Annotated in this window: 18 protein-coding genes; all 18 read right to left on the reverse strand. The window is 68.8% G+C overall.

Features of this window, described 5'->3' with window-relative positions; translation table 11 throughout:
• Positions 1 to 24: 24 nt before the first annotated feature.
• Genes V3B41_RS05565 through V3B41_RS05650 form a run of 18 tightly spaced genes read right to left on the reverse strand, consistent with a single transcriptional unit; the run spans position 25 to position 16,411 of the window.
• Positions 25 to 1,263, reverse strand: coding sequence for a beta-ketoacyl-ACP synthase (locus tag V3B41_RS05565; RefSeq protein WP_100443721.1), 1,239 nt, complete (start codon positions 1,261 to 1,263; stop codon positions 25 to 27).
• The gene (locus V3B41_RS05570; RefSeq protein WP_049431705.1) at positions 1,263 to 1,994 is read right to left on the reverse strand and encodes a 3-ketoacyl-ACP reductase FabG2; all 732 of its coding nucleotides are present in this window, start codon (positions 1,992 to 1,994) and stop codon (positions 1,263 to 1,265) included. Before V3B41_RS05570 ends, V3B41_RS05565 begins: the two co-directional genes overlap by 1 nt.
• Complete coding sequence (locus tag V3B41_RS05575) at positions 1,991 to 2,446, reverse strand: hotdog family protein (protein WP_049431704.1); 456 nt, start codon at positions 2,444 to 2,446, stop codon at positions 1,991 to 1,993. Before V3B41_RS05575 ends, V3B41_RS05570 begins: the two co-directional genes overlap by 4 nt.
• Positions 2,443 to 3,627: a beta-ketoacyl-[acyl-carrier-protein] synthase family protein gene (locus V3B41_RS05580; protein ID WP_049431701.1), complete on the reverse strand. Its 1,185-nt coding sequence runs from the start codon at positions 3,625 to 3,627 to the stop codon at positions 2,443 to 2,445. The genes V3B41_RS05575 and V3B41_RS05580 overlap by 4 nt, the downstream gene beginning before the upstream one ends.
• A complete protein-coding gene (locus V3B41_RS05585; protein WP_049431699.1) occupies positions 3,624 to 4,181 on the reverse strand; it encodes a DUF3261 domain-containing protein in 558 nt (185 codons plus the stop codon). The genes V3B41_RS05580 and V3B41_RS05585 overlap by 4 nt, the downstream gene beginning before the upstream one ends.
• Positions 4,169 to 5,419 (reverse strand): NAD(P)/FAD-dependent oxidoreductase, encoded by a 1,251-nt coding sequence (locus tag V3B41_RS05590; protein ID WP_049431695.1) that lies wholly within the window; start codon positions 5,417 to 5,419, stop codon positions 4,169 to 4,171. Before V3B41_RS05590 ends, V3B41_RS05585 begins: the two co-directional genes overlap by 13 nt.
• A gap of 53 nt (positions 5,420 to 5,472) precedes the next feature.
• Positions 5,473 to 7,842 (reverse strand): MMPL family transporter, encoded by a 2,370-nt coding sequence (locus V3B41_RS05595; protein WP_329860369.1) that lies wholly within the window; start codon positions 7,840 to 7,842, stop codon positions 5,473 to 5,475.
• Positions 7,820 to 8,443, reverse strand: coding sequence for an outer membrane lipoprotein carrier protein LolA (locus V3B41_RS05600; RefSeq protein WP_329860444.1), 624 nt, complete (start codon positions 8,441 to 8,443; stop codon positions 7,820 to 7,822). Before V3B41_RS05600 ends, V3B41_RS05595 begins: the two co-directional genes overlap by 23 nt.
• A 2-nt stretch (positions 8,444 to 8,445) precedes the next feature.
• Positions 8,446 to 8,877 (reverse strand): acyl-CoA thioesterase, encoded by a 432-nt coding sequence (locus V3B41_RS05605; RefSeq protein WP_197632603.1) that lies wholly within the window; start codon positions 8,875 to 8,877, stop codon positions 8,446 to 8,448.
• Entirely contained in the window at positions 8,864 to 10,414 is a 1,551-nt protein-coding gene (locus tag V3B41_RS05610) for an aromatic amino acid ammonia-lyase (RefSeq protein ID WP_106549976.1), read from the reverse strand. The genes V3B41_RS05605 and V3B41_RS05610 overlap by 14 nt, the downstream gene beginning before the upstream one ends.
• Entirely contained in the window at positions 10,404 to 11,345 is a 942-nt protein-coding gene (locus V3B41_RS05615) for an acyltransferase (protein WP_295550318.1), read from the reverse strand. Before V3B41_RS05615 ends, V3B41_RS05610 begins: the two co-directional genes overlap by 11 nt.
• A gap of 1 nt (position 11,346) precedes the next feature.
• The gene (locus V3B41_RS05620) at positions 11,347 to 12,117 is read right to left on the reverse strand and encodes a glycosyltransferase family 2 protein (protein ID WP_049431681.1); all 771 of its coding nucleotides are present in this window, start codon (positions 12,115 to 12,117) and stop codon (positions 11,347 to 11,349) included.
• On the reverse strand, positions 12,107 to 13,792 hold the full coding sequence (locus tag V3B41_RS05625; RefSeq protein WP_049431678.1) for an AMP-binding protein: 1,686 nt from the start codon (positions 13,790 to 13,792) through the stop codon (positions 12,107 to 12,109). Before V3B41_RS05625 ends, V3B41_RS05620 begins: the two co-directional genes overlap by 11 nt.
• Entirely contained in the window at positions 13,785 to 14,336 is a 552-nt protein-coding gene (locus tag V3B41_RS05630; RefSeq protein ID WP_049431675.1) for a membrane protein, read from the reverse strand. Before V3B41_RS05630 ends, V3B41_RS05625 begins: the two co-directional genes overlap by 8 nt.
• Before the next feature lie 22 nt (positions 14,337 to 14,358).
• Entirely contained in the window at positions 14,359 to 14,616 is a 258-nt protein-coding gene (locus tag V3B41_RS05635) for an acyl carrier protein (RefSeq protein WP_005411609.1), read from the reverse strand.
• 17 nt (positions 14,617 to 14,633) lie between these two features.
• Positions 14,634 to 14,891 carry a phosphopantetheine-binding protein gene (locus V3B41_RS05640; RefSeq protein WP_005411610.1) on the reverse strand — a complete coding sequence of 86 codons (258 nt, stop codon included), beginning with the start codon at positions 14,889 to 14,891 and terminating at the stop codon, positions 14,634 to 14,636.
• Positions 14,878 to 15,675 (reverse strand): lysophospholipid acyltransferase family protein, encoded by a 798-nt coding sequence (locus tag V3B41_RS05645; RefSeq protein WP_049431672.1) that lies wholly within the window; start codon positions 15,673 to 15,675, stop codon positions 14,878 to 14,880. Before V3B41_RS05645 ends, V3B41_RS05640 begins: the two co-directional genes overlap by 14 nt.
• A complete protein-coding gene (locus tag V3B41_RS05650; protein ID WP_049431668.1) occupies positions 15,668 to 16,411 on the reverse strand; it encodes a beta-ketoacyl synthase chain length factor in 744 nt (247 codons plus the stop codon). Before V3B41_RS05650 ends, V3B41_RS05645 begins: the two co-directional genes overlap by 8 nt.
• Between the last annotated feature and the right edge of the window lie 182 nt (positions 16,412 to 16,593).

The raw sequence follows: 16,593 nt of genomic DNA on the forward strand, positions 1-16,593 counted from the left end.
AAAAAGGCGGGATGGGACGGCGGATCATTCGCTCCAGCGGCGGAACACCAGCGAGGTATTGATGCCGCCGAAGGCGAAGTTGTTGCTCATCACGTACTCGGCCTGCAGTTCGCGGCCCTGCCCGGTGATGAAGTCGAGCTGGCCGCAGCGCGGATCGACCTCGGCCAGGTTCAGGGTCGGCGCGAACCAGCCGGCGCGCATCATTTCGATGCTCAGCCAGGCCTCGAACGCACCACAGGCACCGAGCATGTGGCCGACGTAGCTCTTCAGCGAGCTGATCGGCACGCGGCTTCCGAACACCTGCGCGGTGGCCTGGGTCTCCGCGATGTCGCCGTGATCGGTGGCGGTGCCGTGGGCATTGACGTAGTCGATCTGCGCCGGCTCCAGGCCTGCATCTTCCAGCGCCAGGCGCATGGCGGTGGCCATGGTGTCGGCGCTGGGCTGGGTGACGTGCTGGCCATCGCTGTTGGTGCCATACCCGACCACCTCGGCAAGGATGGTGGCGCCGCGTGCCTGCGCGTGCTCCAGGTCTTCCAGGATCAGCGTGCAGGCACCCTCGCCCAGCACCAGGCCATCACGGCCGGCATCGAACGGGCGCGGCGTGGTCTGCGGCGCGTCGTTGCGCACGCTGGTGGCGAACAGGGTGTCGAACACCGCCGCAGCGGTGGCGTCGAGCTGCTCGGCACCGCCGGCGACCATCACCGTCTGCTTGCCGCTGCGGATCGCTTCATAGGCCGCGCCCACGCCCTGGCTGCCCGAGGTGCAGGCGCTGGAGGTGGTGTAGACGCGCCCGGACAGGCCGAAGAACACGCCGATGTTGACCGGCGCGGTGTGGCTCATCATCTTCAGGTAGGTGGTGGCGCTGATGCCATCGGTGGTGAACTCGTTGAGCATGCGCCCGAACTCACCGGTGGCTTCGTGGCTGCCCGACGAGGAACCGTAGGCCACGCCGGTGCGGCCGCTGCGCAGCACCGGGTGCTCGTGCAGGCCGGCCTCGCGCAGCGCCACTTCGGTGGCGCGCACCGACATGATCGCCACCTTGCCCATCGAGCGGGTGGTCTTGCGGTTGTAGTTCGGCGGCAGCTCGAAGTCCTGCGCCGGCGCGGCCAGCTTGGTGTTCAGGCCGGCGTAGACATCCCATTCGGGCATCGTGCGCACCGCGTTGCGGCAGCTGCGCAGGTGCGCTTCGATGGTCGGCCAGTCATGGCCGAGCGGACTGATCGCGGACGCGCCGGTCACCACTACGCGACGATCGGCGGCCATCAGAGCATGCCTCCGTTCACCGAGATCACCTGGCGGGTGATGTAGCCGGCCGGCTCGGACAGCAGGAACGCCACCGTGGCCGCCACTTCGTCGGGACGGCCGACACGGCCGGCCGGAATCAGCTTGAGCGCGTGTTCAACCACTTCGTCGTTGAGCATTTCGGTCTCGATCAGGCCCGGGGCCACGCAGTTGACGGTGATCTGGCGGCTGGCCAGTTCCAGCGCCAGGGCCTTGGTGGCGCCGATGATGCCGGCCTTGGCGGCACTGTAGTTGACCTGCCCGCGGTTGCCGGCCAGGCCGGACACCGACGACAGGGTGACGATGCGACCCGGTTTGCGCCGCCGCACCATCGGCATGATCAGCGGATGCAATACGTTGTAGAAGCCATCCAGGTTGGTGTGGATGACCTGGTCCCAATCGTCGGCCGACAGTGCCGGGAAGGCGCCATCGCGGGCGATGCCGGCATTGCAGACCACGCCGTAATACGCGCCGTGCGCTTCGACATCGGCCTCCAGCACGGCGCGTGCGGCCTCTCGATCGGCCACGTCGAACATCAGCACGCGGGCCTGCTGGCCCAATGCGTGGATCTCGGCCATCACGGCCTGTGCCTCATCCAGGCGGCTGCGGCAATGCACCACCACGTCGAAGCCATCGCGCGCGATGCGCAGCGCAATGGCCCGGCCGATGCCCCGGCTGGCGCCGGTCACCAGCACACTTCGATTCCCTGTCATGCCTGTCCACTCTCCAGATAGGCCATCGCATCGGACGGTTCGAACACCGACACGTTGGCTGTCGCCCATTCGTCCTCGCCCGCCAGGATGCGGCAGGCGAACATCCCCAATCCATTGTCACCCAACAGCTCGCAGCGCGCCTGTACACGCAGTCGCGAGCCGCTGGGGAAGCTGCTGCGCGCGCTGTTGTAGCGGCGGCTGCCGAGCAGGAAACCGAGCTGCGGCGGCTTGCCGGCCGCACGCGCACGGCAGCCGGCCCAGGCCGCGATGGCCTGCGCCATGTACTCGATGCCCACCCAAGCCGGCACTTCGTGGTTTTCCACGAACAGGCCGGCCTCGGGCACCACCAGTTCGGCCTCGATGGCGTCCTGGTCCCAGTGCGTGATGCGCTCCAGCAGGCACATGTCCTGGCGGTGCGGCACCACCTCTTCAATCGCATACAGCATGTTCATCGGCGCTCCAGCGCCAGCACGGCATTGCTGCCGCCGAAGGCGAACGAATTGCTCAGCACCCGCCGCGGCGGCTGTGCCAGGCACGTGGCGGGTGCGACCAGCGTCAGCGTCGGCAGCGCGGGATCGGCCACGCCGTCCCACCAGTGCGGCGGCAGCTGCTGCTGCGGATTCTCGGCCAGCAGGATCCAGCACAGTGCGGCTTCGATCGCGCCTGACGCGCCCAGCGTATGGCCGGTCAGCGGCTTGGTCGAACTGGCCGGAACGCCGTTGCCCAGCACCTGCGAAACCGCAAGGCTTTCCATCGCATCGTTGTGCCCGGTGGCGGTGCCATGCAGGTTCACGTAGTCCACTTCATCGGTGGCCCAGCCGGCGCGCTGCAGCGCCTGCTGCAGGGCATCGATGGCGCCCAGGCCCTGCGGATCGGGCGCCGACATGTGGTGGGCGTCGGCCGATTCGCCCCACCCGGCCAGGCACACCGGACCCGGCTCGCGGGTGAGCAGGAACAGTGCCGCGCCTTCGCCGATGTTGATGCCGGCGCGGTGCTGCGAGAACGGGTTGCAACGCGACGCCGACACCGATTCCAGCGCGCTGAAGCCAGCCACGGTGAAGCGGCACAGCGAGTCGGCACCGCCGGCGATGACCGCATCGACGATGCCGGCGCGCAGCATGCGCGCGGCCGACATCAGCGCCTTGGCGCTGGACGAGCAGGCAGTGGACAGGGTCCAGGCCGGCCCCTGCGCGCCACTGCGCTGGCGCACGAACTGCGCGGCGGTGCCCATTTCCTGCTGGGCGTAGTCGAACCCCGGCGGCCACTGGCCCTGTTCGGCGTGGGTGCGCAGCGCCTGCTCGGATTCACCGATGCCCGAAGTGCTGGTGCCCAGCACCACCGCCACGCGCTCGGCACCGTGGCGGGCGATGGCGGCGCTTACCGCCGGCGCGATCTGCACCAGGGCCACCTCCAGCAGCGCGTTGTTGCGCCCGCGCAGGGCGGCCGGCAGGTCCTCCAGCGCCGGCAGCGGCGTGCGCACTTCGCCCAGCGCCAGGGTGCGCCCCGGCAGCAGGTGGTCGTTGTCGCTGAGCCCGCCCGGCACGTCGGCGAACATCGCCGACGCCACCGCGGCGCGGCCCTCGCCGAGCGCGCAGACCACGCCCAGGTCGTTCAGGTAGATCGGTGCACTCATCGGTCCTGCCCGGCCATGTCGATCGATTCGATGCGCAGTGCATAGCCTTCGGCGCGGTTCTCCAGCTGCACGCTGCCATCGTCCAGCCGTTGCAGCTGCAGCCACACCACGCCATCGCGCGACAGGCTGCGCTGCTGGCCGTCGTCGCTGACCTGCCAGCCGGCCGGTAGCGCGGCAGCGATGGCGGCGGTCGGCCACAGCGCGAACTGCAGGTCATCGAGCACACGCTCGGCACGCACCTGCGGCGGCAACCACGGCGCACGCTGCTGGGTCAGCTGTCGGCCGTCCCATTGCAGGCGCACGCCGGTCTGGCCCATCGCCTGCACCGCCAGCTGTACCTGCTGGGTGTCGGCTTCCAGCAGCGCATCGAGGTCGCGCTCGTGGCTGCCGAAGCGGAAGTGCAGCTGCTGCTGCAGCGCCAGCGGCGCCGGCAGGCTGGTCGGCGACAGGCGCAGCGGCGGCAGCTCCACCTGTGGCTTGGGCATGCGCCCGGCACAGGCGGCCAGCAGCAGGCACAGCAGCAGGGCCGCAGTACGGAAGATCAGGCGCTGCACAGTTCCTCCAGCACGCGCATGCGGCGGCCACTCTCGTCGGCCACATACGGGTTGTTGGTGTCCCAGGCGTATCCGGCCAGGATGGAACTGATCATGTTGCGTACTTCCGGCTGCTGCTGCGGGTGGTAGATGATCTTCTGGAAGCCGCCCTGGTACCAGCTTTCCACGAAGCGACGGAAGGTCTTCACGCCCGCGCGCAGCGGCCTGGAGAACTCCGCCTCCCAGTCCACGGTTTCACCGGCATAGCGGCGCTTGAGGCACTCGCTGGCCAGCTGCGCGGACTTGAAGGCAATGGTCACGCCGGACGAGAACACCGGGTCGAGGAACTCGCCGGCGTTGCCCAGCAGCGCATAGCCCGGGCCCCACAGCGAGCTGACATTGGCCGAGTAGCCGGTGATGCGGCGCACCGGCAGCACCGCCCATTCGGCATTGGCCAGCAGCCCGGTCAGGTTGGGGTCCTCGCCGACGATGGCCTGCAGCTTCTGCAGGTCGTCGCCTTGGTAGCGCTCGAAGAACGACGGCTCGGCGACCACGCCCAGCGAGCAGCAGCCGTTGGAGAACGGAATCGTCCAGTACCAGACGTCGATGTGCTCGGGGTGGGTGGTGATCAGGATCTTGTTGCGGTCGAAGTCCGCTTCGGCCGGGATGTTGTCGCGCACGTGGCAGAAGATCGCGCCGCGCACCGGGAAGTTGGACGGCGACTCCAGCTGCAGCAGGCGCGGCAGCAGGCGCGCAAAGCCGGAGGCATCGAGGATGAAGTCGGCTTCGATGCGGTATTCGCTGCCATCCGGGCGGCGCACGTTCACCGCCGGCTGTTCACCGGGTTCGACCGACAGCACTTCATCACCGAAGCGCAGCGTGGTTCCCATGCGCTCGGCGCCGCGTGCCAGCACGTTGTCGAAGTCGGCGCGCTGCACCTGGTAGGTGGTGCCCCAGCCCGGCGAGAACTTCTTCCGGAAATCGAAGGCGGTACGTGCTTCACCGTGCACGAAAGCCGCGCCGTTCTTGTACTGGAAACCGGCCTCGACCACGTCCTGCAGCAGCCCGGCCGCTTCGATGTACTCCATGCTCTGCGGCAGCAGGCTTTCGCCGATGGAGAAGCGCGGGAACTGCTGGCGCTCCAGCATCAGCACCTGGCGGCCCTGCTGGCGCAGCATCGCCGCGGCGACGGAGCCGGCCGGGCCCGCGCCGATGATCAGGATTTCAGTGCGTTCGACAGCATCCACAGCAGTACTCATCGGGGCGTCCTTGTTGCTCGATCAGAGGGAAAGAAGAAAAGCGGAAGGCGGGCTCAGGCTGGCGGCAGATCGTGCGGCGGCGGCCGGAACAGCGGCGAGATCAGCCAGACCAGACCGATGCCGAACAGCAGGGTCAGGCCGAACGCGCGCAGCGCCGGGGTCTGCGACAGGCCCAGCAGGCCGAACGACAGCCAGGTGCTGGCCGCGCCCACGCACACCGCCAGCCATGCACTGGCATCGCCACGGTGCTCGATCAGGAAGATGCCGTAGTCGATGCCCATGCCCAGCAGCAGCATCAGCGCCAGTACGTTGAACAGCTGCAGCGGCTGGCCGAACAGGCCCAGCAGCCCAAGGGTCAGCGCGCCGGCAATCAGGGTCGGGGCAAACACGCGCCAGGCCTGGCGGCGGTAGCGCAGCCACAGCGCACCGAACACCAGTGCAATGCCGACCAGCAGCAGCCCGCCCATCAGCTTGCGGTAGTGGCCCAGCAGCTTGGAGAAATCAGAGGTGCGGTCTACCCAGCGCACGCCGGGCAGGCCTTCGGCGGCACCTTCCAGCGTGGCCAGGGCATCGGCGCGCGACAGGTCATCAACCATCACCACGCTGATCATCTGCCCACCGACCTCACCCACCCACAGGTGGCGGAACGGCTGCGACGCCGGCGAGGCAAGGAAGGCCTCGGCAGTAAGCGGCGCAGCCGCGAACTGCGGTCGCTGCAGCGGCTCGCCCACCGCCTCGGACACGGCATCCAGCACGCCCGGTTCCACCTTCGCGGTCAGCGCCGCATCGGCCTGCTGGCGCGCGGGCGACGGCAACCAGTCGCTGATCGCGCGGTAGCCGCCGATGCGTTTGTCGTCAGCCAGTGCACGCAGGCGTTCGGTCAATGCCTCTTCGCGCTGCAGCAGCTGCGCCGCATCGGCGCCCTGCACCAGGTAGAACTGCGCCGGGCTGGGCATGCCCAGCAGCTGGCTCAGGCGGATCTGCTGGGCCATCAGCGCCGGCGGCGACGACTGCAGGCTGCGCAGGTCGTCGTTGCTCTGCAGGCGCGCGATGCCCACTGCGGACAGCGCCAGCGCAGCCACCACGAAGATCGCCACCGGACGGCGGCCGTGCAGGCGCGGGAATCGCTCCAGCGTATTGCCCAGCCACTGCGAGAAACGGGTCTGGCGGATCTCGCCGCCATCCAGCCACGGGAACCAGAAGATCACCGTGAGAAAGGCGGCGGCCAGGCCGACCACCGAGAACAGCGCCATCTGGCGCAGGCCCGGGAACGGCGCCAGGCCCAGCGCCAGATAGGCCAGCGCGCTGGTCAGCAGGGCCAGCCACAGGCCCGGCAACAGGTGCCGCAGCAGTTTCCAGCGGCGATCGGCCGGCTCGGCCTGGCGCGAGGCGAACCAGTGGATGCCGTAGTCCTCGGCCACGCCCACCAGCGACGCGCCGAACACCAGGGTCAGCACGTGCACCTTGCCGAACACCAGCACGGTGACCGCCAGCGCCACGCCGCAGCCGATCAGCAGCGAGGCGGCCACCAGCAGGATCGGGCGCAGCGAACGGAACGCCAGCCACACCAGCAGCAGCACCGCGGCCAGCGAGCCCCAGCCGATGGTGTTGATCTCCCGGTTGGCCTGTACGGCAGCGGCTTCGGCGTGCAACGGCACGCCGGCATGCAGGATTTCCAGCTCCGGCGCGACCGCCTTGGCCGCCTTCCCGGCACGTTCCAGCAGGCCATCAAGATGGCGCTCGCCATCAAGCTGGAACGCCGAACCCGGCGTATCGAACTGCAGCGCCGCCCAATGCTTGCCCTCGGCCTCGAGCAGGCCGTCATCGCCCAGGCGCAGGCCCGACCCCTGCGCCTGCTGCTGCCACCACTGCGGCCACAGCGACAGCGGGTCCTGCCGCCAGTCGGTCAGGCGCGGCGCGCCCATCGGGCCGTACAGCGCAGCCAGTGCCTGCTCGGCCAGTGCCCCGGTTTCGCTGTTCTGCAGCTGGTTGCGCTGGCTGGGAGTCAGCAGGCGATCGCGGTACGGCGCGTAGAACGCGCGCGCCTCATCGAACCAGCCCTCGATGGACCCGCTGGGCACCAGCAACGCGCTGTCGGCATCGGCAGCCATCGCCGCGGCGAACGCCGCCTGCGCGCGCTTGGCGGCGGTGCCATCCTGGCTGCCGAGCAGCACCACCACCTGCCGCGAACTGCCATCGGCGATGCGCCGGGTGACATCGCTCAACAGGTGGTCATGCGCATCCTGCGGCAGCAGCGCGAGGATGTCGGTGTCGATCCGCGACTGCTGGCTCCACAGGTGCCACTGCTGCGCGCCCAGCGCCAGCAGCAGCACCAGCCAGGCGATGCCCAGCCAGTGCCACCAGCGCCGCAACCGGTCCGGCGCGTTCAACGCCACGGCGTCACTCAAAGCGGCGTGCCTCATCGGGGTTCAACGTGGCCGGGGCCTCGCTCAACGCGCTGAACTGGATCTGCGTGCGGTCCTTGTTGGCCTCGACGATCTCCACCTGGCGCACATAGCGGTCACCCTGCAAGGTCAGCGATTCGAAGGCCTTGGCCAGCATTGCCGACTTCGGTGTCAGGCGCAGGCGCCAGCCCTGCCCTTCGCGGCTGGCAGCAACATTGAACTGGCTGGACAGCGCCTGCACGTCGCCGCTCATCAGCGCGAACATGATCGCGTTGACCGAGCGCATCGCCGGCTGCTGCCGCGCGTCGAGCTCGACGCGGGTGCTGCCATCGCGCTGGCGGCTGAGGATGCGGTCGGCAGTGACCACCACTTCAGAAGGGAAGGGCTTGAGCGTGGTCCAGATCACGCCGTGCTGGCGCGCGACCACGAACCGGCCCTGCGAGTGCAGTGGGTTCTTGAAGCCGCTGACCTGTTTTCCCTGGCTGAACTGGCCACGCAGCACGTCGGGCCGCGCCACTGCCTGGGTGATCGCATCGACGGCGGGGTCGGCCGCCTGTACACGCGGTACGGCCACCAGCAGCAGCGCGCACAGCAGCACGCTCGAAACACGGGCAAGCATCGTCACGGCGCAGGCACTCCCAGGCGTTCCCACAGTACCGGCGGGCACTGGTACAGCATTTCCTTGCTGGCCGCGTCCACCGCGACCTGGATGGTCATCGCGCGGGTCAGCACCTGGCCGCTTTCCGCATCGAGGATCTCGTACTCGATCTTCAGCCGGTTCTCCCATTCCACGATGCGCGCGACCACGCGCAGCGCCTGGTTGAACAGCAGCGGGCGCACGTACTTCACCCGTGCATCGACCACCGGCCACAGGTAGCCCGATTCGAGCATCTGCGGGTAGTCGTAGTCGTAGCGGCCGAGCAGCGCGCAGCGCGCGATCTCGAAGTACTTGAAGTAGTTGCCATGCCAGACCACGTTCATCGGATCGCAGTCATGGAAAGCGGGGGTCAGGGTGATTTCCCCGACCATTTCCGAGTGTTCATTCACCGGCATACAGTTCCCAGCGTTGCGCGCGGATCTCCACCAGCAGTTCCCGCAGTTCGCGATCCAGCGCGCGGTCTTCTTCGACCAGGGCGATGCGCTGCCCCAGGTCGGCGTACATGTCGGCCAGACTGCCATGCAGCTGCGCATTCAGGCCAACCCGCTCGCGCAGGGCCAGGCCCTGGCGCGCGGCAATCAGCATCGCGGCCACCACCTGCTCGGTCAGTTCGATCACACGCAGGCAGTCGCGCGCGGCGATGGTGCCCATGCTGACCTTGTCCTGGTTGTGGCATTCGGTCGAACGCGAGAACACGGAGGCCGGCATGGTCTGCTTCAGCGCTTCGGCGGTCCACGCCGACACGCTGATCTGCAGTGCCTTCAGGCCATGGTTGATGGCCGCGCGCGGGCCGGTGGCCGCCGACAGGTTGGCAGGCAGCCCATGGTTGTAGCGGGCATCGACCACCAGTGCCAGCTGCCGGTCGAGCAGATCGGCAACATTGGCCACGGTGTTCTTCAGGGTGTCCATCGCCAGCGCGATGTGGCCGCCGTAGAAGTGGCCACCGTGCAGGATGCGCTCGCCGTCGGCGTCGATCAGCGGATTGTCGTTTGCGCTGTTCAGCTCGGTCTCGATCAGCTGGCGCAGGAACGGCAGGCTGTCCTCCAGCACGCCGATCACGTGCGGTGCGCAGCGCAGCGAGTAACGGTCCTGCAGGCGCTGTTCATTGCGCGGCGGACGCTCGCTGTGCAGGTCGCTGCGCAGGCGCGCGGCGATGCGGCCCTGGCCCGGGTGCGGCTTGGCCGCGAACAGGGTCTGGTCGAAGTGGTGCGCGTTGCCGTCGCTGGCCAGTACGTTGAACGCGGTCAGGCGCGTAGCCATGCGGGCCAGGTAATCGGCACGCTGCCAGGCCAGGCAGGCCAGGCCGGTCATCACCGCGGTGCCGTTCATGATCGCCAGGCCTTCCTTCGGCCGCAGCTTCAGCGGGGTCATGCCGATCTTCGCCAGCACCGGGCCGGCCGGCTGCACCTGGCCTTCGAACAGTACCTCGCGCTCACCGCACAGCACCGCCGCCACGTACGACAGCGGGGTCAGGTCACCACTGGCACCCACCGAGCCTTCGGCCGGAATCATCGGCAGCACGTCGTGCTGCAGCAGCGTGGCCAGGCCTTCCAGCAGCGGCACGCTGACGCCGGACATGCCGCGCACCAGCGAGGCCAGGCGCGCCGCCAGCACCGCGCGGGTTTCAACCGGGTCCAGGTAACGGCCCAGGCCGCAGCCGTGATAGGTGTACAGATGGTGCGGCAGCTCAGCCACCAGTGCCGGCGGGATGTTCACCGTGCACGAATCGCCATAGCCGGTGGTCACGCCGTAGATCACGCCATCCTCGCGCAGCAGGCGGTCGAGGAAATCGGCGCCGCGCTGGATGTGCGCGCGGAACGCCGGCGCGTCGCTCAGTGCGGCCTCGCACTGGCGCTGGGCCAGGGCCACCACGTCTTCGATGGTCAACGGTGCATCGCCAAAGCGGCACACGGGTACGGCGTCAGTCGTCATGCGGAGCCTGATCCCAGAAGGGGAAGAAATTGAACCAGTCCAACGGGGACTGGATGACCTGGAGTTCCAGCCAACGCGCGAAGCGCTGTGCCTGTTCGGCCAGTGCCGCGTCGCGCGAGCCACGGGGCAGCACGATGCGTTCGGCGAACTGTTCGAATGCCACGCGATAGCCTTCACCCTGGTGCAGGCAGGCCATGGTGTAGACCGGGCAGCCCAGCGCTGCGGCCAGCACATAGGCACCGATCGGGAACGGGGCGCGATGGCCGAGAAAATCGGCGGTGACGCTGCGGCCGCCCTGCACAGGCGTGCGGTCGCCAACAATGGCGACGAAGCCACCGGCCGCCACCCGCTCGGCCAGCATCATCGCGGTGGCCGGTCCCATTTCGGTCACCTGCACCAGTTCTACCGCCGCCAGCGGGTCGAGCCGCTGCAGCAGGCGGTTGAAGCGCTGCGCATGTGCGGTATGCACCAGCACGGTGATGCGGAAACCCGGCACCTGCTCGGCCAGCACCTGGCACAGTTCCAGGCAGCCGATGTGTGCGGTCAGGATCAGCCCGCCTTCACGGCGCGCGATCTTCTGCAGCACCAGGTCGCGATGCAGGTGGATGCGTTCGGCCGGATAGCGCCCGCCCAGTCCGAGGATCTTGTCCAGCATCGTGTCGGCGAAGGCGAAGAAGTGGCGCAGGCTGTCGCGCCGGGTCGGCGCGCGGCCCAGCACACCGCTGTGTGCCTGCAGGCGCTGCAGGTACTGCATCGAGGCCTGGCGGCCAACACGGTTGCCCAGCCAATGGCAGGCCACCACCGGCCACACGCACAGGCGGAACGGCCAGCGCCCGAACCAGCGGTGCACCCAGCACAGGAGCAGCACGCCGGCCACCGACGTCGATTCGCCGATGTCGGCCCAGTGCGGGGCGCCCTGCGCGGCCGCCATCTCAGCACTGCCCCCGCAGGCGGCGCCACAGCAGGCGCGGTGCGCGCCAGAGCATGCCGAAGAACAGGCGGGTGTGCATGCGGCTGATACGCACGTTGTCGCGCCACACATCGAAGTGCGATACGCCATCGGCGGGATAGGTCACACGCGTGGCCAGGTGTTCGACCGGCACCTGCCGCCAGTACAGGCGAACCATCACTTCAGTATCGAAATCCATGCGTCGGCCGATGGTCTCTTCATCGACCAGGCGCAGCACCGGCGGCAGTGGATACACGCGGAAGCCGCACATGGTGTCGCGCAGGTGCAGCGACAGCGTGTTGATCCAGACCCAGACGTGGGTCGCATAGCGGCCATACAGGCGCGCCTTGGGAACACTGGCGTCGTAGGCCGGAATGCCGCAGATCACCGCACCCGGGTGCGCACGCGCCGCCTTGATGAAGCGCGGCAGGTCGGCGGTATCGTGCTGGCCGTCGGCGTCGATCTGCAGCACGTGGCTGTGGCCACGCGCGGCGGCTTCGGCAAAACCGGCCAGCATCGCACCACCCTTGCCCTGGTTGATGTCCAGGCGCAGCAGGTCGACGCCATGGCGCTGCGCCAGCGAGCGCAGCACCGCCGCGCACGCCTCATGCGAGCCATCGTCGACCAGCAGGCACGGAAGGCCGGCGGCCTGCACACCGTCGACCACCGCCGCGATGGCGTGCTCGTGGTCGTAGACGGGGATCACCACCAGTGGCGCGAACGCGGCACCGGCAACGGCCGGATCAGTCCGCATCGGCGAAGACCACCTTGCCGCTGGCGTGCACACCGTGGCTGGAGGTGTAGCGGAAGGCCAGCACATTGCGTGTGGCATCCCAGTCCAGCTGCAGGGTCAGCTCATCACCCGGGCGTGCCACGTGCTGGAACTTCACCGCATCCATGCGCAGGAATCCGGCCGGCATGCTGAACACCTGGCGGCCAAAACGCACGGCCCAGTCCAGCTGCGCCACGCCGGGCAGGATCGCCGCCTGCGGGAAGTGGCCCTGGAACGGCCGCAGCGCCGGGTCGAGGGTCATGCGCAGGGTGGCGCTGGCGGCATCGCGGCGGTCCCAGACCGGCACCGGCATCAGCGGCTGGAACAGCGCCGCCAGTGCCGCCTGGGTGACCTTGCCCTGTGCGTTGATTGGCAGCGCCTGCACCAAGCGCCAGCGGCGCGGCCGGGTGACCGCGTCATGTGCCTGTGCCAGGCGCGCGCCAAGGCGCTGGCCCAGCGCACGGCGCGCGACGTCACCGCCTTCCAGCAGCGCCGGATCGGCCGGTACCACCACGGCTGCCAGCTGCTCACGCTGTCCTGGCAGGACCAGCACGCGCACGTCGTCCACTTCGGCGTCTTCGCGCAGCGCGCGTTCGAGCGCATCCAGCGAAACGCGGCGCTCTTCGATCTTGACGATACGGTCGGCACGGCCCAGCAGGCGGAAGCGGCCATCGGTCAAGGCTTCCACGCGGTCCTGGGTGCGCCACCAGTCGAGGGTTTCCAGATGCGCCGAGGCGACGGCCAGGCAGCCATCCTCGATGCGCCACCGCACACCCGGCAGCGGCTGCCACGGCGGCAGGTCGGTGTCCCAGCGGCGCCAGGCGATACCACCGGTCTCGCTGCTGCCGTAAACCTCGGTCGGTGCCACGCCCAGCCACTGCCGTACCTGGCGTGCAGCTTCTTCCGGCAGTGGGCCACCGGAGGAGAACACCGCGCGCAGGCGGCCGTGCAGGCTGGCCCAGTCGAGCTGCTCAGGCAGGCGCTTGAGGTGGGCTGGCGTCGCCACCAGCACCGTGTCGGTACCAGCCAGCGCGCCTACCAGGTCTTCGTGGAAGAACCGGCGCGGATGGATCAGGCGGCCGGCGGCCAGCGGCCACAGCACGCGGAACAGCAGGCCGTAGATGTGCTGGTGGGACACCGTGCCATGCACCTGCACGCCTTCCAGCTGCGCGCCGAACGCAGCCTGCAGCGCATCCACTTCGCGCGCCAGCTGGTCCATGCGCTTGTTGATCGCACTGGGCTGGCCGGTGCTGCCGGAGGTGAACACGCACAGCTCGCAGGCGCGCTCGTCCAGCACCTGCAGTTCGCCGTCCACGCCAACGGCGGGGGCAACCAGCGGTCGGTAGTCGGCGGAAACATCACCGGCGAAACCGCTCACCTGTGGCTGCAGCGCCTGCAGCGTGGCCGGCAGGTTGTCGGCGGCCAGGAACACCCGCTTGCCGGCATGCCAGGCACCGAACAGCGCCGCCGCGAAGGCCACCGCGTCATCGAAGTACAGCGCCCAGTCGCGACCATCGGCGGCGGCAAAGGCCGCGCGCCAGGCCAGCACCCGCTGGCGGAAGTGGGGGTGATCGATCACCTCGCCTTCGCAGAGGCCGATGCGGCGCTGCGGCTGCGGGTCCACCAGCAGCCGGTCCAGGGCGATCCACTCAGCCATGCGCGTGCGCCGCCTTGACCCGCCGCCGCACCAGCCACTCACCTGCAAACAACACGCCCATCATCACGTACGCCAACAATCCGTTGTAGAGCATCCAGACCCGGTCCGACGCGTAAAGCGCGGTCAGCAGGGCCAGGCTGCCGTTGAGAACGAAGAAGCCACACCACACCTGGGTAACGCGGCGGGTATAGGCCACCGCGAACGCCGGCAGGTCCGGCTCCTGCAACCGCGCCAGGCGTTCCACCAGCGGCGGGCCGAAGCGCAGGCTGGTGCCGAACACCGCCAGCATCACCACGTTCACCAACGCCGGGTACAGCTTCAGCGGCAGGGCCTGGTTGAGCACGGTGGCCAGCACGGCCAGCAGGCCGGTACCCGCGGCAGCGGCCCACCACAGCGGCTGGCGCGTACTCAGCGCACGCAGCAGGGCCAGGGTGAACAGCAGCAGCGACAGCCAGCGTGGCTCGAAACGGCCCATCGCCAGGTACACCAGCACCGGGTAGGCCAGCGAAATCGCAGCCACCACGAACGTGCGTGCGCGTGCCATGGCGGAGCCGCCGGCGCTGCGGTCAGGCGGCTGCCTGGTCCGGCAGCAGCCCGTGCACGACATCGACGATGTCCTGTACGGTGCGCACGGCCTTGAACGCTTCCGGCTGCAGGTTGCGGCCAAGCAGCGGCTTGAGCTGCACGATCAGGTCGACCGCATCGATGCTGTCGATATCCAGGTCGTCGTACAGGCGGGCCTCGGGGGTGATCCGGGCGGTTTCGATCTCGAAGCTGTCGGTCAGGATGCTGACGATGCGTTCGAACAGTTCATTCTTGGTCATGGCAATTCCTGGCGCCGTTACGACTGGCGGGCGGCGACGAACTCGCCGAGCGCGCGCACGCTGGAGAAATGGCGACGGGTTTCTTCCGAGTCGGCCGAGAGGCTGACACCGTACTTCTTCTGCAGCGCCAGGCCCAGCTCCAGCGCGTCGATCGAATCCAGGCCAAGGCCTTCGACGAACAACGGCGCGGTCGGATCGATGTCCTCCGGCGTGATGTCCTCCAGCGAAAGGGAGGAAATGATCAATTCCTTGATCTCGTGCTCAAGTGCTTGCACGGGGCGGCTCTCCAGACAGGTCGAAATAACGAGAAAGGTGCTCGGTAACGCGGCGTGCCGCCAAGGCATCCCCCCTTGGCGAGTCGTCTTCGGCCAGGAAAGGCGCGATCGGGATATCTTCGCCGATCTGCAGCCGAACGTGAAAGCGACGTGAGGGGACACGATACCACTTCTGCCCCTTGGTCAGGGTCGGGGGGGTACAGGTGATCCGCACCGGGGTGATGTCCAGCCGGCCACGCACGGCGATGTTGGCCGCGCCGCGCTGCAGCCGCGGCGGCTGCCCGGGCACGCTGCGGGTGCCTTCCGGGAAGATGACCAGGGTGCCGCCGGCCTGCACCGCCGCTACGCAATCGTCCACCAGGCCAGCGCCGTCATCGTTGGAGATGTAGCCGGCCGCGCGCACCGGACCACGCATGAACGGGTTGCAGGCCACGGCCCGCTTGACCACGCAATCGGCGTTGGGCAGCAACGAAATCAGGCAGACCACGTCGATCAGGGTCGGGTGATTGGCCAGGACCAGCAAACCGTCGCGCTGCAGGCGTTCCCGGCCTTCGATCTGCAGGGTCATCACCCCCAGCCGGCACATCAGCCGGACATGGCTGGCAAAGGCGGCCTGGACCACGCGCCGGGCGCGCCGGCGACGGGCCACCGGGTCCCGCATCAGCAGCAGCACCGGCATCACCAGGACGCCGAGCAGCAGCCCGCCGAGGCCAAACGCAGCAAAGCTCAGGCCGGTGCCGAACACCCGCCAGGCGTGATCGAGGCGGCGCAGCAGCTCACTCACGGCGGCCCCAGCGCCAGCGCTGGCCGTGGGCCACGTGCTCCAGCGCCGACGCGCCGGACAACAGGAAGCGGTGCAGGTCCAGCGCATGCGGCAGCAAGCCCGGCGCAGAAGTGGCCTGTTCTTCGGCCGGCTGCCACTGCAGAGAAAGCGTCGGGTGGCCCGCGGCGGGCGCGGTCAACCGCCAGCACCACGCAAAGAACGGGTCGGGTTCGTCGGCGAACGTCGCGTAAATTTCAGGAAGCGGAGATTCGTAGACCACCACCCGCACCTCGCGGGCGCCATCAGCCAGCAGGCCAACGGCCTCCAGGCACGCGGCCTCGACCGTGGCCTGGCCGGCAGCCAATGCCAGGTAGTTGCCGCGATGGCCGCGGGCGATGGAATACAGCGCGGCGATCGCGTTGTGCACCGACAGGCCGAATCCAGTGGGCGACAACGGCTGGTCGCCGACCAGCGCACCCAACAGGTCCATCGAACGTGCGACGTCGCCATGGCGGCTGGCGAACACCAGCGGCACGTCGCTGTCGGCCCCCTGCCCATCCTCGCACCAGCACGCGGCCTGGATCGCCATGCGGCCCAACCGCTCGATACGACGGCGTTGCATTGCCGGAACCTCCGCCAATGCCGGCGTATCCCCGCCATGCGGCAGGTACGGCGCATCGGCCCAGCCCAGCCACTGGCTACGCTCGCTCAGGCCGGGCGCCCACGCGGCCCAGTCGACGATGGAGAATTCAATCATTTAGCGTTGGTGCTTCAACGGGAGAACGATAGGCACGAGCCATTACGGCGACGCGCGGCGGCCCCCATTCCTGCAGCCGTGCGTCCGTCCAGGACGTCGCCGGCTGCCCCCCTGGCCGCCGGAAAGGAGCGCACGCTAGCACGTCCCGCGCAGGGTGTGCAGGTTTCACATTCCCCAACGCG

Source organism: Stenotrophomonas sp. SMYL89 (genome assembly GCF_036319985.1).
In the GTDB taxonomy this organism is placed as follows: domain Bacteria; phylum Pseudomonadota; class Gammaproteobacteria; order Xanthomonadales; family Xanthomonadaceae; genus Stenotrophomonas; species Stenotrophomonas maltophilia_Q.

What these genes read in the sequence shown, in the direction of transcription:
- V3B41_RS05565 (WP_100443721.1), bottom strand. Translation starts at nt 1,263, where the DNA reads ATGGCCGCCGATCGTCGCGTAGTGGTGACCGGCGCGTCCGCGATCAGT.
- V3B41_RS05570 (WP_049431705.1), bottom strand. Translation starts at nt 1,994, where the DNA reads ATGACAGGGAATCGAAGTGTGCTGGTGACCGGCGCCAGCCGGGGCATC.
- V3B41_RS05575 (WP_049431704.1), bottom strand. Translation starts at nt 2,446, where the DNA reads ATGAACATGCTGTATGCGATTGAAGAGGTGGTGCCGCACCGCCAGGAC.
- V3B41_RS05580 (WP_049431701.1), bottom strand. Translation starts at nt 3,627, where the DNA reads ATGAGTGCACCGATCTACCTGAACGACCTGGGCGTGGTCTGCGCGCTC.
- V3B41_RS05590 (WP_049431695.1), bottom strand. Translation starts at nt 5,419, where the DNA reads ATGAGTACTGCTGTGGATGCTGTCGAACGCACTGAAATCCTGATCATC.
- V3B41_RS05595 (WP_329860369.1), bottom strand. Translation starts at nt 7,842, where the DNA reads ATGAGGCACGCCGCTTTGAGTGACGCCGTGGCGTTGAACGCGCCGGAC.
- V3B41_RS05600 (WP_329860444.1), bottom strand. Translation starts at nt 8,443, where the DNA reads ATGCTTGCCCGTGTTTCGAGCGTGCTGCTGTGCGCGCTGCTGCTGGTG.
- V3B41_RS05605 (WP_197632603.1), bottom strand. Translation starts at nt 8,877, where the DNA reads ATGCCGGTGAATGAACACTCGGAAATGGTCGGGGAAATCACCCTGACC.
- V3B41_RS05610 (WP_106549976.1), bottom strand. Translation starts at nt 10,414, where the DNA reads ATGACGACTGACGCCGTACCCGTGTGCCGCTTTGGCGATGCACCGTTG.
- V3B41_RS05615 (WP_295550318.1), bottom strand. Translation starts at nt 11,345, where the DNA reads ATGGCGGCCGCGCAGGGCGCCCCGCACTGGGCCGACATCGGCGAATCG.
- V3B41_RS05620 (WP_049431681.1), bottom strand. Translation starts at nt 12,117, where the DNA reads ATGCGGACTGATCCGGCCGTTGCCGGTGCCGCGTTCGCGCCACTGGTG.
- V3B41_RS05625 (WP_049431678.1), bottom strand. Translation starts at nt 13,792, where the DNA reads ATGGCTGAGTGGATCGCCCTGGACCGGCTGCTGGTGGACCCGCAGCCG.
- V3B41_RS05630 (WP_049431675.1), bottom strand. Translation starts at nt 14,336, where the DNA reads ATGGCACGCGCACGCACGTTCGTGGTGGCTGCGATTTCGCTGGCCTAC.
- V3B41_RS05635 (WP_005411609.1), bottom strand. Translation starts at nt 14,616, where the DNA reads ATGACCAAGAATGAACTGTTCGAACGCATCGTCAGCATCCTGACCGAC.
- V3B41_RS05650 (WP_049431668.1), bottom strand. Translation starts at nt 16,411, where the DNA reads ATGATTGAATTCTCCATCGTCGACTGGGCCGCGTGGGCGCCCGGCCTG.